Raw genomic sequence first — 12,844 nt, forward strand, 5'->3', positions numbered from 1 at the left:
CCGGTGACGAGTGTGTCCCGGGTCATCGGGCGCCGACCGTTCGGTGGTCGCGGTCGCGGCACGCGATACGGTCGAGGCATGCGTATCGCTGTGGTCGGCGGTGGGATCAGCGGGCTCGTGGCCGCTTATCGGTTGCGGACGTCGCTGGGGCCGGACGCCGACGTGCTCGTGCTCGATCGGGCCGATCGGGTCGGCGGCATTCTCTACACCGGTGAATTAGCCGGGGAGCCAGTGGATCTCGGGGCCGAAGCGTTCGTCGGCCGACGGCCGGAGGTGCCCGCGCTCCTGCGTGAACTCGGTCTCGAGTCGCAGCTGGTGACCCCCGCCGGTCTCCGGCCGCTGGTGTGGTCGTCGGGGACGGCGCATCCGCTGCCCGAAGGGACGCTGATGGGTGTCCCGGCGAATGCCGAGTCGATGCGGGGGCTGGTCGACGACGCCACGCTGGCACGGATCGCCGCCGAGCCCGACCGGCCCCTGGCTTGGGAGCCGGGCTCCGATGTCGACGTCTACCGCCTGGTCGCCGACCGGTTCGGCGCGCAGGTGGCCGAGCGCAGCGTGGATCCGTTGCTCGGTGGTGTGTACGCGGGCAGCTCCCGTTCCATCGGCGTCCGCGCCGCACTGCCGACGCTGGCCGCGGCCCTGGACGACGGTGCGCCCAGCCTCACCGCCGCCGTCGGCGCCGCGCTGCCGCCGCCCTCGAACGCGCCGGTCTTCGGCGGCATTCGCGACGGTTACCGGGTGCTGCTCGAGGCGCTCGCCGAACGGTCCGGAGCGCGATTCGTCACCGCGACCCCGGGGACACGCCTGGCCAAGGGCTTGCGTGGCTGGGTGGTGGACCCGATCGGCGCCGTGGACGCGGTGGTCCTCGCCACCCCGGCGCCGGTGACCGCACGGCTGTTGAAGGCCGTCGCCCCCGGCGCCGCTGCCGAACTTGCGGGTGTCGAGTTGTCCTCGTCGGTCGTGGTGGCGCTCGCGCTGCCCCGCGAGACATCTCTCCCGCAGAACTCCGGAATTCTGGTGGCCACCGGAGAACCGCTGCGCGCCAAGGCTTTCACCTTGTCCAGCCGTAAGTGGACACATCTCGCCGAGCGGGAAACGGCTGTCGTCCGGGTGTCTTTCGGCAAATTCGGTGACGACTCCCCGCTGTCGTGGCCGGATACCGAACTGGTCACCGCCGCCACCGGGGATCTGGCTACCGTCACCGGAGTCGCCATCGAACCGGTCGCGGCGGTGGTGCGGCGCTGGCCGGGCGGCCTCGCCCAGTACGCGCCCGGCCACACCGCCCGCATCGCGGCCGTCGAAGCCGAGGTCGCGACGCTCGACGGACTCGCCGTGGCCGGTGCGTACCTGCACGGCGTCGGCGTACCCGCGTGCGTCGCCTCCGGTACCGCCGCCGCGAACCGTATCGCGGCGCGAGTCGGCGCGGACACAGCGCACTGAGCTACCCGAGCCGAGCACCGCGACCCATCCCGCCGAGCGTGCGTCGCGCACAGGTGGCTGCCCAGCGGATCGCGTGCTGCCGGACGAGTGGCACGATAGGGCTATGGCGCGACTCGACTATGAGGCTCTCAACTCCACCATCCGCTACCTGATGTTCTCGGTGTTCCAGGTGCAACCCGGAGTGCTGGGCGAGGACCGGGACGCCGCGACCAAGGAGGCCAAGGCGTTCTTCGACGGCCTCGCCGACCGTGACGTCGTGGTCCGCGGCATCTACGACGTGGCGGGAATGCGCGCTGACGCCGATTTCATGATCTGGACGCACGCCGAACGCGTGGAGGACCTGCAAGCCGCTTACGCCGACTTCCGCCGCACCACCGAGCTGGGCCGGGCCTGCGCGCCGGTCTGGAGCAATGTGGCGCTGCACCGTCCCGCCGAGTTCAACAAGAGCCACATCCCGGCGTTCCTGGCCGGGGAGGAGCCGGGCGCTTACATCTGCGTGTACCCGTTCGTCCGGTCCTACGAGTGGTATCTGCTGCCTGATGAGGAGCGCCGCCGGATGCTGGCCGAACACGGGAAGGCCGCCCGTGGCTACCCCGACGTGCGGGCAAACACGGTCAGCTCGTTCGCCCTCGGCGACTACGAGTGGATTCTGGCCTTCGAAGCGCCCGAGTTGCACCGCATCGTCGACCTGATGCGTGATCTGCGGGCTACCGACGCCCGGCGGCACGTGCGCGAAGAAATTCCGTTCTTCACCGGTCCCCGCCTGGAGATCGAGAAGCTGATCGCCGCTCTGCCCTGAGGTCCTGGCGAACTCGCTGCCGTGTGCAATCGCCGGTCGGTAGACCGGCGGTAGCGGCCGACGACGCGGGCGTTTGTTCCGGCGCGCTGCAGCGGTCCGCTCCAGCTCGGACGCCCGGCTCGCCTGCCGGGAGTCACCTGGTCGGCAGCCGATGCGGCGAGAGGGCGTATCGGCGTTTCAGGTGGTCCAGTCACACCCGTGCCGCTTGCCCAGAGTTTTCGGGGCATGCGCCGAGCCCCGCGTGCTCTTACGCTGCCGGTGAGCGTCGGGTCGTTACTCCGCTGCGCTGTCCGAGGGGTGCAGTCGCAGGGCGATGGAGTTGATGCAGTAGCGCTTGTCGGTGGGCGTGCTGTACCCCTCGCCCTCGAACACGTGTCCGAGGTGGCTGTGGCAGTTAGCGCACAGCACTTCGACACGGTGCATGCCGAGCGAGTCGTCCGACCGGAGAATCACCGCCTCGGACTCCGCCGGATCGAAGAAGGAGGGCCAGCCGCAGTGCGAGTCGAACTTCTCGGTGCTGCGGAACAGTTCGGCGCCGCAGGCGCGGCACGCGTAGACGCCTTCGGTCTTGGTGTCGGTGTACGCACCGGTGAACGGCCGCTCGGTGGCGGCCTCGCGCAGCACCGCGTATTCCTCGGGGTCCAGCTTCGACCGCCATTCCTGCGGCGAGAGCTGGATCCGCGGCGCGGGCAGAGACGTGTCGGCTTCGGAACTCATGGCTCCACGCTAATACGATCTTGCTCCGCGGGCGTCGAACTGTTGGGTGCCTCGGGTGTTCCAGCCGTCACGCCCCCGTCGGACCCTGGGGCCGGTCGCTGCGGCACGTCGCCGCGCGGGTCCGGGGCGGATTTCATCCACACGGGATCGATGCCGAACGGCAGCCTGCCCTCGCGCCGCGCGGCCAGATAGCGCTCGCCGAGCACGCAGAAGACGACGATGAGCAGCAGACCCCAGCCGAAGGTGATGCGCAGGTACTCCAGGTTGCGGCCGATGTGCTGCCAGCGGTCCGACAGCCACTTGTCATAGCTCATGAACCCGAAGATCGCCAGCCAGGCAGGCCAGTTGCGCAGCACCGAATTGCGCAGCACCACCGTCATCAGGAACGGGAACAGCATCATCGAGTAGTACATCTGTCCCAGCGAGCTGAGCAGGAACGAGGCGGTCAGCAGCACGCCGGAGGAGGTGCAGACGAAGAACAGTTCGTCCTCGCGGTAGTACCGGTACAGCAGCCACAGCGAGATCAGCACGAGCACGCCCAGCACCACGCGCATGCCCCAGGTCAGCCACGGCGGCAGGCCGTAGTACTCGCCGTTGCCGACGATCGCGCTGTTGAAGTAGTCGCGGGACTCGAAGATGTAGGGCGCGGTGCGACTGAGGAACTTCTCCGGGTCCTTCGACAGCGGCCAGGCGATCGCGGTCAGCGCCACCGGCACGCCGATCGCGGTCACGAACACCTTCCATTGCCCGCGCACCAGCGCGATCAACAGCAGTGGAGCCAAGGTCGGTTTCACCGCGATGCTCAACCCGAGCGCCGCGCCTGCCCAGAGGTCCCTCCGTTTCAACAGCAGGTGAATGAAGATCAGCTCAGCCAGCAGGACACAGCCGTTGACGTTGGTGAACACCAGCGTGTTGATCACGGTCTCGGACATGAACATCGCCAGCAGCAGCGCGGGTGCGGCGACCGAGTTCAGGGTGTACCGGAACAGCCGCAGCAGCAGATACCACGCGATGAGGATCGCGATCGCGTTCAAGGCGATGAACAGCCACCGCGACTTCTCGTAGTCGATGGCCGCGATCGGAGCGATCAGCAGGGTGCCGCTGGGCGGGTACAGGTAGTGCGGGTCCACCGAGTCGAAGTTGGCGGTGTAGACCGGCCGCCCGTTCAGGAAATCGAGGGACGCCTGGTAGACCGGCTTGTAGTCGTCGGTGATGAAACCATTGACAGCCTTGATGAAAACCCGGTTCAGCACCGTCATGACCGCCAGCGGCCAGAGTGCGAACTTGATCACCTCGGCGGTGGTGCGAGCGGTGCGGGGCTCGAGCTGTCGAAGGAACACTGGGGCACGGTACACCGGATCGGTTACCGGCGGTTGCCGGGACCTGCCTGACGCCCCACCGAGCGGTTGCTCGGCCCCGGCTCAGGCCGGGCAGGCGGTGCCGTCCGCCGGAAGTCTGCCGTCCTTCAGATAGTCGAGCACCGCCCGCTGCGCGCACCCGGAATGGGTGGACACCGGATGGCCGAAACCCTGCCAGGACAGCGCCGCGTGCCGGGCGCCCGCCGAACCGAGTGTGCCGGTCACCGACGATTGACCGCCGTTGCCGACCACCGGATCGGCGACCCCGCCGAGCACGAGCACCGGAATGCCCAGCTTCTCCGGCAGCGGAGGTGCGGTTGACACCGGCCAGGCCGCGCACTCCATCAGCGCGATCGCTGCCGCTTTGCCGAAGACGGGATATTTGCCGGCCCACGTACCCGCCAGTTCCGTGGCCTTGTCCGGCGTCGGCGGCAGCTGCGTGTCGGTGCACCGGTTGACGAACTGGCCGTCGCTCTCGATGGCCGCGGCTTCGCGTGTGATCAGGTTGCTCACCGGTCCCCGGTCACCGCGCGCTGCCGCGGCGAGCGCGTCGGACAGCTCGCCGACCCGGGTGGCCTGGTCGGCGCGCGGACTGCCGAGGAAGCCCGACAGCGCGGTGAGCAAAGCGTTCGCCGAAATATCGCCCAGTCCGCCGGTCCCGGCTCGGTCCACCAGGTCGGTGACCGCGGCGCGGGGGTCCGCGCCGAGCGAGCACCCCACGCCGACGCAGCGCTGCGCGAAAGCGGTCAGCGCCGCCTCCGCGCCCTGCACGGCCTGTTCGGCGCGGGTGACGGAATCCGTGCCTACCGGTTCGGGCGAGTCGAGCACCAGCCGGGCGAGGTGGTCGCCGTACTTGCGTGCGTAGCTGAGCGCGACCTTCGCGCCGTTGCCGGTGCCCAGCAGCGCGATGTGCTCCACCTGCCACTGCCTGCGCAACTGCTCGATGTCGTCGGCGGCGTGCGGCGCGTCGAAGGTGCCCTCGTAGGGCTGCAGGAAGTCGCGGCAGGCGATGGTGCCGTCCTGGCTCAGCTTGGTCATGCGCGCCACCGGATCGCCCGCGCCGGATTGGGCATTGTCGGCCAGGCCGCGGCGGATCTCCGGCGGCAGGCAGTCGATCGGTTGCGAGCTACCGATGCCGCGCCGGTCCACCGCGACGATCGGGCGGGCGGCCAGCAGCGCGGAGGAGGCCGGGCCCGCGGCCAATCCGGCCAGGGTGGCGGACGAGGAGCGATCCGAACCCGAGGTGAGCACCAGCGGCGGCGCATCGGCAGGCGTCTGCGCCAGCCTGGCCCGCATCGCGCCGGCCCGGAAGTTGCCCAGCACGGCGCCCGTCGAGTCGATCGGGGTGGAGTATTCGGCGCAGTCGAGCACCAGCCCGGCGGGGGCGGGGCCGAGCCCGAGCTGGTCGAGCGTCGGTCGAGTGCACTCGCGCCAGCTGAGATCGGTCTTGGGCAGCTCGGCGTCCGGCGGGGGAGCGGGCGCCGCGGATGTCGTCGCCGTGCCCGCGACCGGCGGGCGCTGCACCGCGACACCGGGACGATCCGACGGTCCCGCGCCGCAACCAGCGGTCACGATCGAGAGGGTGGCGGCAAGCACGGCAGCCCGAGTCCAGCGCATTGCTACAGCCTGCCAGGTTCGGGCGGTTCTTTCATCGACGGGCCCACCGGGTGAGCATCGTGCCGTCGTCGTCCAGCAGCACGTGCGCGCGCGTCATGCGGAGGCGGAACTCGTGCGCCGACAGCGAGATTCGCCGTGCCGCGCCACCGACCAGCAGCGGCGCGGTGGTCAGGCAGAGTTCGTCCACGACGTCGGCCTCGAGCAGTTCGCCGAACAGGTGCGGGCCGCCCTCGGTCAGCACGCGCAGCAGGCCGCGTTCGGCGAGCACGCGCAGCAGGGCGCTGGGTGTCACCACGATGTCCCCCGCTTCGATCACCTCGGCGCCCGCGTCCGCCAGGCGTTGTTTGCGATCGGCGGGCGCGGTGGCGGTCGTGATGATCAGCGGCGGCACCTGGGTGTCGGTGAGCAGGCGCGCGCCGGGGTCGAGCGCCGCGCTCGCCGTGACCACCGCGATCGGCGGCGGCGCGCCCTCGGGATGTCCGCCGATGCCGCGTTGATGGAACGCGCGGCGGCGCCCCGGGTCGGTGCGCGCACCGCCGTAGTTCTCCGCGCGTACCGTGCCCGCGCCCACCACGATCACCTCCGCCAGTTCGCGCAGCAGCATGAACACCGTCCGGTCGGCCGGAGTGCCCAGCCCTTCGGTCAGGTTCCCGCTGGTGGCGGCGCCGTCGATGCTGGAGACGAAATTGGCACGGACCCATGGCGCGTCGAGTTCGGCGGGAAACGCGTACAAGCGCGCGAGGTCGTCCGGGCTGAGCCCTGTGAGCTGGATCGCATTCTGGCTACGCTGCATGAGACCAGATCACACCACGTCTCTAGGCTTCGTCCATGCAAGAACGCCTCGTCGATCGTCACCCGGAGGTCCCGGCCGATCAGCTCGTCGCCCAGATGGTGCCTCCGCCCATGTTCGACGAGGTGAGTTTCGCCTCCTACATCCCCGATCCGAAGGAACCCAGCCAGGCGGCCGCAGTCGGCAAGGCCGAGGAGTTCGCCGGGCAGGTCGCCAAGATCAGCAAGGCCGCGCACAAGAAGAGCTTCTTCGGCAAGAAGAAGCAGGTCAGCGGTGCCGGGCTGTATCTGGACGGCGGGTTCGGTGTCGGCAAGACCCACCTGCTGGCCTCGATCTTCCACAGCTCGCCCGCGCCCAAGTCGTTCGGTACGTTCGGCGAACTGACCAACCTGGTGGGCGCGCTCGGCTTCGCCAACGCTCTCGAACGGCTCTCGGGCAACAGCGTGCTGTGCATCGACGAGTTCGAGCTCGACGATCCGGGCGACACCATGCTGGTCTCGCGCCTGCTGACCGAATTGTCCGCGGCCGGTGTCTCGATCGCCGCCACGTCCAACACCTTGCCGGGCCAGCTCGGCGAAGGACGTTTCGCCGCCCAGGATTTCATGCGCGAGATCAAGAAGCTGGGCGCGATCTTCGAGGCGGTGCGCGTCGACGGGCCCGACTACCGCCACCGCGATCTGCCGCCCGCGCCGGAGCCCACCGCGCCGGATGTGCTGGCCGAACGGGCGGCGAATACCCCTGGTTCCACGCTCGACGAGTTCGACGCGCTGCTGAAGCACCTGAGCACGCTGCATCCGTCGAAGTACGGCGCGCTGATCTCCGGTGTGTCGTCGGTGTTCGTCTCCAACGTGCATCCGGTCACCGATCAGGCCGTGGCGCTGCGGATCGTGGTCCTGGCCGACCGGCTCTACGACGCGAGCGTTCCGGTGACGGTGTCGGGCGCGAAGCTCGACCAGATCTTCTCCGCCGAGATGCTCGAGGGCGGTTACCGCAAGAAGTACCTGCGCGCCATCTCCCGCCTGCTCGCGCTGTCGCGGTTCGAGGTCCCGGCCTAGCGCGGCGGTTCGGCGGGAACGCAAGCACCGCGGACACGATGATCGGAGTAGCCGGATGACCCCTCGTTTTCGTGCCCCCGTCGCGGTAGCGGCTGGTCTGGCGGTCGCTTTCGGGCCGGTAGCGACCATCGCCGCAGCCGACCCGCCCGCGACCCCGGCCGCCGTAACCGATCCCGCACTACACCTGCAGGGCGTACAGAACGCCCGCGATATCGGCGGGTACCGCACGACCGACGGCCGGATCGTGCGCACCGGGCTGGTGTACCGAACCGGGCAGTTGAATCACGCGACCGCGGATGACTCGGCCGCGCTGACCGACCGCCGCGTGCGCTCCGTCCACGATCTGCGCACGGTCTACGAGCGCGTGCTCGGGCCGGACCGGATTCCCGCGGGCGCGACGCCGCACTGGGCCGACGTGATCGGCCAGGCTCCGCCGGAAGTCGTGGCGACCGCGCTCACCGGCGGCGAGGGGCTGTATCGCGCGTTCATCACCGCGCCCGGCGCGAACGAGGCATTCGCCTCGGTGCTGCGCGACATCATCGGCTCCGACGGGGCGGTGCTGTTCCACTGCACCGCGGGCAAGGACCGCACCGGCTGGATGGCGGCGGTCCTGCTCACCCTGCTCGGTGTCGATCGAGCCACCGTCACCGAGGACTACCTGCTGTCCAACCGGTTGCGCAACGCCGACCGAAACGACCCGCTCAACGGTGTGCAGCGCGCCTGGCTGGATACCGCCTTCGACCAGGTGAACCAGACCTACGGGAGTTTCGACGCCTACGTCCGGGACGGGCTGCGGCTCACCGACGGCGATCTCTCCGTTCTGCGAGCTCGTCTGCTGGGCTGAGCGCGCCGCCGCCGGAGGCTCACTGCGCCGGACGGCCACCGTATCGCGCACTACGATCCCGGCATGACGAAGTTCGAGACATGGGACGGCCTGAATCTCAATTACCGGCTCTGGGAGGGCGAAGGCATCCCGGTCGTGCTGCAACACGGAGTGGTCGCGGACACCAACGCGAACTGGATGAGCACCGGCGTGGTCGGCGCCCTGCAATCCGCCGGGCATACCGTGGTGTCCCTGGACGCGCGCGGCCACGGGCGTTCCGACAAGCCGCACGAGGCCGCGCGGTACTCCTGGCGGGCCATGGCGCGCGACGTGCGGGCGCTCTACGACGAACTGGGCTTCGAGGAAGTCGTGCAGGTCGGATACTCGATGGGCGGGGTGATCTCACTCATGGTTGCCGCCGCCGACCAGCGGGTGCGGCGGCTGGTCATCGGCGGCATCGGGTCGGGCGTGCTGGACTGCGGGGGCGTCGACCGCCGCGTGATCGACCTGCCCGATCTCCAAGCCGCGATGACCGGAGACGGCTCGGGCGCGTCTCCAGCGGCAAAGATGTTCCGGGTGCTGGCCGACGCGGTGAGGGCCGACGTGGACGCCATGCACGCGGTGGCGACTGGGCTCGACGACCGCCCCATCGCGACCCTCGCGGACGTCACCGTGCCTACCCTGGTGCTGGCCGGCGACAACGACCCGTTCGCTGCCGAACCGGAGCGACTCGCAGCCGCCCTGCCCGAGGGCAGGCTCGCTGTGGTGCCCGGCGATCACCTGATGGCGGTGGTGGCTCCCGCCTTCCACGCCGCGCTCGTCGATTTCCTGCGCTGAATCCGGCCTAGAAGACCAGCCGCAGCACGTAGTCGTGATGCAGCTGGTTGCCGACGAGGAACGTCTTCGTGCCGACCTCGGCGAAGCCGTGCTTGGCGTAGAAGCGCTGGGCGCGGACGTTCTCCTGGTTCACGCCCAGCCAGACACCGGGATAGTGTTCCGCCCGCGCCCAATCCAGCGCGGCCCGCATCAGCGCGGTCGACACCCCGCTGCCGTGATGACCGGGCAGGACATACATCTTGCTGATCTCCACCGCCGGGTGCAGCCCGACCGACTCGGCCACCGCTGGGTCGGCCGGGTCGCCCGTGACCAGCATCGCGTAACCGACGATGTCCTCGTCGGCGACGGCCTTGAGCACGACCCGGGCCGGATCGCTCAGATACTCCCCGAAGCGTTCGCCCGACAGCACCTCGCTGACGAAGACAGCGATGTCGTCGGGCGTCGCTCCCGGTGGACAGGCGAGTGGGAACGTCGCCGCCGCAACGTCACTGAGGGCTTCGGCGTCCCACAGCCCGGCCCGGTCGACGATGACGGGAAGGTTGCCCATGCCTTTATCAGAGCACACGTGCGACAGGCCGCTAACGCCGCGTCGCCTGCGCGGTCGCGGTAGCCGCAGCGGTAGCCGCCGCTGTGTTCTCGGGCGCCGCACCGACACGGGCCGACGGACAGGCGCCCTCGCACGATCCCGTGGCCTCGGTGGGATGCGGAGGGCCTACGGCGGCACCGGGACGAGCGACGCTGCGATTGGTTGCGCCCGTGCCGTTGGTCGGCACCACCACCACGTCGATCAGCGCCGACCAGGTCATGTGGCACTTCTTCCGGGCACATCCGCTGGCAGGTCCGATGCGCCGCTGATCGTCACGCCCGCGACGACAACAGCGGACCGGCGAGCAAGTCTTCGATGCGCTACCGGGCCGACCAGCGTCCTACGGCCGGGTCGGCGGCGAATACGACGGCCGTCGCGATCCGGACACCGAACAGGGCTCCGGTGCTCGATTCAGCGCTCCGCGTCGGTCGAACTCGGACGAATTCGCGATTCGGGCGAGCGCTGGCACGGGCGCGATCGAACTCACCGGCGCGTGGTAGCCGGGCCGAAGCGACGGCGCGCATCGCATCATGCCGCCCAACCTGATCGGCGACACCGTGCTCGAACTGTTGACCGAAACTGGTGCTGGTCTCGGTCGCGTCGGCCAACCACGACGAACGGCGGTTCGCCGCGCCCGCTACGTTCGATCCGGCCCGCGGCGCGAACGGCCACCTGGCCTTCGGCCACGGCATCCACTACTGCCTCGGCGCCGGACTGGCCAGGCTCGAGGCCCGCGTCGCGCTGACCAGGCTGGTCCGGCGCTATCCGCTGCTGCGTCCCGCCGTCGACGAAGTGGATCTGCGGTGGCGGGAGAGCATCCTGATCCACGGCCTGCTCGAGCTTCACGTTGTTGCCGTGAGTGCGCCCGCAGCGCGCTGAAGAGCGGATTCGGTCGACCGACTTTGCTCCGCGCCGCTGGCGACGTAGTCTCCTGCGCATGACAAGCGGAAGCCGCATCGGGATCGTCGGTGCGGGTATCGCAGGTCTCGCCTGCGCGAAAGTGCTGAAACAGGAGGGTTTTCCGGTCGAGATATTCGACCGCACACCCGATGTCGGTGGCGTGTGGAGTGCGACCCGGCGATACCCGGGCCTGCAAACGCAGAACTCCAAGGACACGTATCACTTCTCCGACTTCCCGATGCCCGCGGACTACCCCCGCGTGCTCGACGGGCAGCACATGCAGGCCTACCTGGCCGCCTACGCCGAGCACTTCGGGCTGACCGAGCATCTGCGGTTGCGCACCGAGGTGGTCGCCGCCGACCCGGTGGACAGCGGCTGGTTGCTGGAAATCCGCGACGAGAGCGGAATCCACCGGGCCTCCTACGACCACCTGGTGATCGCCAACGGCGTGTTCAGTGACCCGGCGATGCCGGACTACCGCGGCGCCGACTGGTTCCGCGCGGCGGGCGGGCGGCTGTGTCACTCCTCGGAGTTCACCGATCTCGAGTCGGTGCGCGGCAAGTCGGTCGTCGTGGTGGGCTACGGCAAGTCCGCTTGTGACATCGCCGCCGCGGTGAGCGAGGTCGCGGCGTCCACCTCGGTGGTGGCCCGGCGGCTGTTCTGGAAGATGCCGCGCAAGCTGGCGCGGGTCATCGACTACGAACGGCTGATGCTCACCCGCTTCGGCGAGGCCCACTTCCACTACCTACGGCCCCGCTGGATGGATCGGTTTCTGGACGGCCCGGGCGAGTCGGTGCGGATCAGCAATTTCGATCTGATCCAGGAGTTGGTCACCAAGCACTCGCACCTGCGCGAACTCGGCCTGGTGCCCGGCGGGCGGTTCGAGGAGATCGCCGAGAGCACCATCAGCCTCGTGAGCGAAGGCTTCTACGAGCAGGTGGCCAACGGCCGTATCACGGTGCATCGTGACACGACGATCACCGAGTTGGGCGGCGGCCCCAAGGCGGCGCCCGGGGTCCGCCTGTCCACCGGTCAGGTCCTGCAGGCCGACGTCGTCGTGTGCGCCACCGGCTTCCAGCAGCGCGTGCCGTTCCTCACGCCGTACACCCAGCGCAGGCTGACCGACGAGCACGGCAATTTCCGCCTGCACCGACAGATCCTGCCGTTGGAAGTCCCGAATCTGACCTTCGCCGGTTACAACTCCTCGGCGGTCAGCACGCTGAACGCCGAAGTCGCCGCGCACTGGACCGCCGCGTTGCTCACCGGCAGGATCGACCTGCCGGCCGCCGACAAACTCGACGAGCAGATCGACGCCCGCCTGCGCTGGATGCAGGAGCGTACGCACGGCCGCCACGCCCACGGCGCCGCGGTCGTCCCGTTCTCCATCCAGAACATCGATGAGATGCTCGCCGACCTGAAGTTCCGGCTGCCGCTGCGCACCCGTGCGGCACAGGTGTTCCGCCGGATCAAGCCGGAGTCCTACCGGGGATTGGCCACCCGCCGCAAACCAGTGGCCGGGCCGGTGACGCACCCGGCGGCCCCGATCGATGCGGAACTGCTGCCGTACGAGGGCGACAGCGGGCGGGTCAGCCACTGAGTCCTCTTCGTGGCTGGCCGGCGGCTGTCCGTGCGCCTTTCAGGTCGCGCGGTGGACGGGACGGAGACCTCGGTCCGAGGCGCGATGCAGGGTGCGTGGGCGACTGCGAACGCTGCGTGCGCACAGTTGCATCGACTGCCGAAATCGACCCACGCCGATCGACAGGGCGGTATGCGGCCCTCCGGCGACCGACTCCAGCGCGGCATGATTGGGCGCACGAGCCGTCCCGAATTGTCGCCAGGTAGCGGCGCACGGGCTGGTAGACGCTGTGGTGCAGTGAATATCCGCAGGTCACCGGAGGGTCAGGTGTTCGGTGGGCATCGCG

At 69.4% G+C, this 12,844-nt stretch carries 13 protein-coding genes; 7 read left to right on the forward strand and 6 right to left on the reverse strand.

Going from position 1 to position 12,844, the window contains the following annotated elements:
• The first annotated feature begins 78 nt into the window (after window positions 1–78).
• Together K8O92_19240 and K8O92_19245 are read left to right on the forward strand one after the other, a co-directional pair.
• A complete protein-coding gene (locus K8O92_19240; GenBank protein ID UAK30091.1) occupies window positions 79–1,440 on the forward strand; it encodes a protoporphyrinogen oxidase in 1,362 nt (453 codons plus the stop codon).
• A gap of 103 nt (window positions 1,441–1,543) precedes the next feature.
• Complete coding sequence (locus tag K8O92_19245) at window positions 1,544–2,239, forward strand: chlorite dismutase family protein (protein ID UAK30092.1); 696 nt, start codon at window positions 1,544–1,546, stop codon at window positions 2,237–2,239.
• 273 nt (window positions 2,240–2,512) lie between these two features.
• On the opposite strand, the gene msrB is transcribed toward K8O92_19245, so the two are convergent.
• From msrB to K8O92_19265, 4 genes are all read right to left on the reverse strand, one after another.
• Window positions 2,513–2,956: a peptide-methionine (R)-S-oxide reductase MsrB gene (gene msrB / locus K8O92_19250; protein UAK30093.1), complete on the reverse strand. Its 444-nt coding sequence runs from the start codon at window positions 2,954–2,956 to the stop codon at window positions 2,513–2,515.
• The gene (locus K8O92_19255) at window positions 2,953–4,311 is read right to left on the reverse strand and encodes a DUF2029 domain-containing protein (GenBank protein ID UAK30094.1); all 1,359 of its coding nucleotides are present in this window, start codon (window positions 4,309–4,311) and stop codon (window positions 2,953–2,955) included. The genes msrB and K8O92_19255 overlap by 4 nt, the downstream gene beginning before the upstream one ends.
• A gap of 66 nt (window positions 4,312–4,377) precedes the next feature.
• Window positions 4,378–5,931 carry an alpha/beta hydrolase gene (locus K8O92_19260; protein ID UAK30095.1) on the reverse strand — a complete coding sequence of 518 codons (1,554 nt, stop codon included), beginning with the start codon at window positions 5,929–5,931 and terminating at the stop codon, window positions 4,378–4,380.
• A gap of 31 nt (window positions 5,932–5,962) precedes the next feature.
• Window positions 5,963–6,724, reverse strand: a complete 762-nt coding sequence (locus K8O92_19265; protein UAK30096.1) for a pyrimidine reductase family protein — start codon at window positions 6,722–6,724, stop codon at window positions 5,963–5,965.
• Between the two features lie 35 nt (window positions 6,725–6,759).
• Here K8O92_19265 and K8O92_19270 point away from each other — a divergent pair, with 35 nt between their 5' ends.
• From K8O92_19270 to K8O92_19280, 3 genes are all read left to right on the forward strand, one after another.
• Window positions 6,760–7,776: a cell division protein ZapE gene (locus K8O92_19270; protein ID UAK30097.1), complete on the forward strand. Its 1,017-nt coding sequence runs from the start codon at window positions 6,760–6,762 to the stop codon at window positions 7,774–7,776.
• A 55-nt stretch (window positions 7,777–7,831) separates the two neighbouring features.
• Window positions 7,832–8,620 (forward strand): tyrosine-protein phosphatase, encoded by a 789-nt coding sequence (locus K8O92_19275; protein UAK30098.1) that lies wholly within the window; start codon window positions 7,832–7,834, stop codon window positions 8,618–8,620.
• Between the two features lie 63 nt (window positions 8,621–8,683).
• A complete protein-coding gene (locus K8O92_19280; protein ID UAK30099.1) occupies window positions 8,684–9,436 on the forward strand; it encodes an alpha/beta hydrolase in 753 nt (250 codons plus the stop codon).
• Between the two features lie 7 nt (window positions 9,437–9,443).
• On the opposite strand, the gene K8O92_19285 is transcribed toward K8O92_19280, so the two are convergent.
• Together K8O92_19285 and K8O92_19290 are read right to left on the reverse strand one after the other, a co-directional pair.
• The gene (locus tag K8O92_19285) at window positions 9,444–9,983 is read right to left on the reverse strand and encodes a GNAT family N-acetyltransferase (protein UAK30100.1); all 540 of its coding nucleotides are present in this window, start codon (window positions 9,981–9,983) and stop codon (window positions 9,444–9,446) included.
• Between the two features lie 31 nt (window positions 9,984–10,014).
• Window positions 10,015–10,242, reverse strand: coding sequence for a hypothetical protein (locus K8O92_19290; GenBank protein UAK30101.1), 228 nt, complete (start codon window positions 10,240–10,242; stop codon window positions 10,015–10,017).
• A 359-nt stretch (window positions 10,243–10,601) separates the two neighbouring features.
• On the opposite strand from K8O92_19290, the gene K8O92_19295 reads away from it, so the two are divergent.
• Both K8O92_19295 and K8O92_19300 read left to right on the forward strand, forming a co-directional pair.
• Entirely contained in the window at window positions 10,602–10,901 is a 300-nt protein-coding gene (locus K8O92_19295; GenBank protein ID UAK35814.1) for a cytochrome P450, read from the forward strand.
• 58 nt (window positions 10,902–10,959) lie between these two features.
• Window positions 10,960–12,519, forward strand: coding sequence for an NAD(P)/FAD-dependent oxidoreductase (locus K8O92_19300; protein UAK30102.1), 1,560 nt, complete (start codon window positions 10,960–10,962; stop codon window positions 12,517–12,519).
• Window positions 12,520–12,844: the final 325 nt, after the last annotated feature.

This window comes from Nocardia asteroides, assembly GCA_019930625.1.
Lineage (GTDB): Bacteria > Actinomycetota > Actinomycetes > Mycobacteriales > Mycobacteriaceae > Nocardia > Nocardia sputi.

What these genes read in the sequence shown, in the direction of transcription:
- K8O92_19240 (UAK30091.1), top strand. Translation starts at nt 79, where the DNA reads ATGCGTATCGCTGTGGTCGGCGGTGGGATCAGCGGGCTCGTGGCCGCT.
- K8O92_19290 (UAK30101.1), bottom strand. Translation starts at nt 10,242, where the DNA reads ATGACCTGGTCGGCGCTGATCGACGTGGTGGTGGTGCCGACCAACGGC.
- K8O92_19275 (UAK30098.1), top strand. Translation starts at nt 7,832, where the DNA reads ATGACCCCTCGTTTTCGTGCCCCCGTCGCGGTAGCGGCTGGTCTGGCG.
- K8O92_19280 (UAK30099.1), top strand. Translation starts at nt 8,684, where the DNA reads ATGACGAAGTTCGAGACATGGGACGGCCTGAATCTCAATTACCGGCTC.
- K8O92_19245 (UAK30092.1), top strand. Translation starts at nt 1,544, where the DNA reads ATGGCGCGACTCGACTATGAGGCTCTCAACTCCACCATCCGCTACCTG.
- K8O92_19270 (UAK30097.1), top strand. Translation starts at nt 6,760, where the DNA reads ATGCAAGAACGCCTCGTCGATCGTCACCCGGAGGTCCCGGCCGATCAG.
- K8O92_19285 (UAK30100.1), bottom strand. Translation starts at nt 9,983, where the DNA reads ATGGGCAACCTTCCCGTCATCGTCGACCGGGCCGGGCTGTGGGACGCC.
- msrB (UAK30093.1), bottom strand. Translation starts at nt 2,956, where the DNA reads ATGAGTTCCGAAGCCGACACGTCTCTGCCCGCGCCGCGGATCCAGCTC.
- K8O92_19265 (UAK30096.1), bottom strand. Translation starts at nt 6,724, where the DNA reads ATGCAGCGTAGCCAGAATGCGATCCAGCTCACAGGGCTCAGCCCGGAC.
- K8O92_19300 (UAK30102.1), top strand. Translation starts at nt 10,960, where the DNA reads ATGACAAGCGGAAGCCGCATCGGGATCGTCGGTGCGGGTATCGCAGGT.
- K8O92_19260 (UAK30095.1), bottom strand. Translation starts at nt 5,931, where the DNA reads ATGCGCTGGACTCGGGCTGCCGTGCTTGCCGCCACCCTCTCGATCGTG.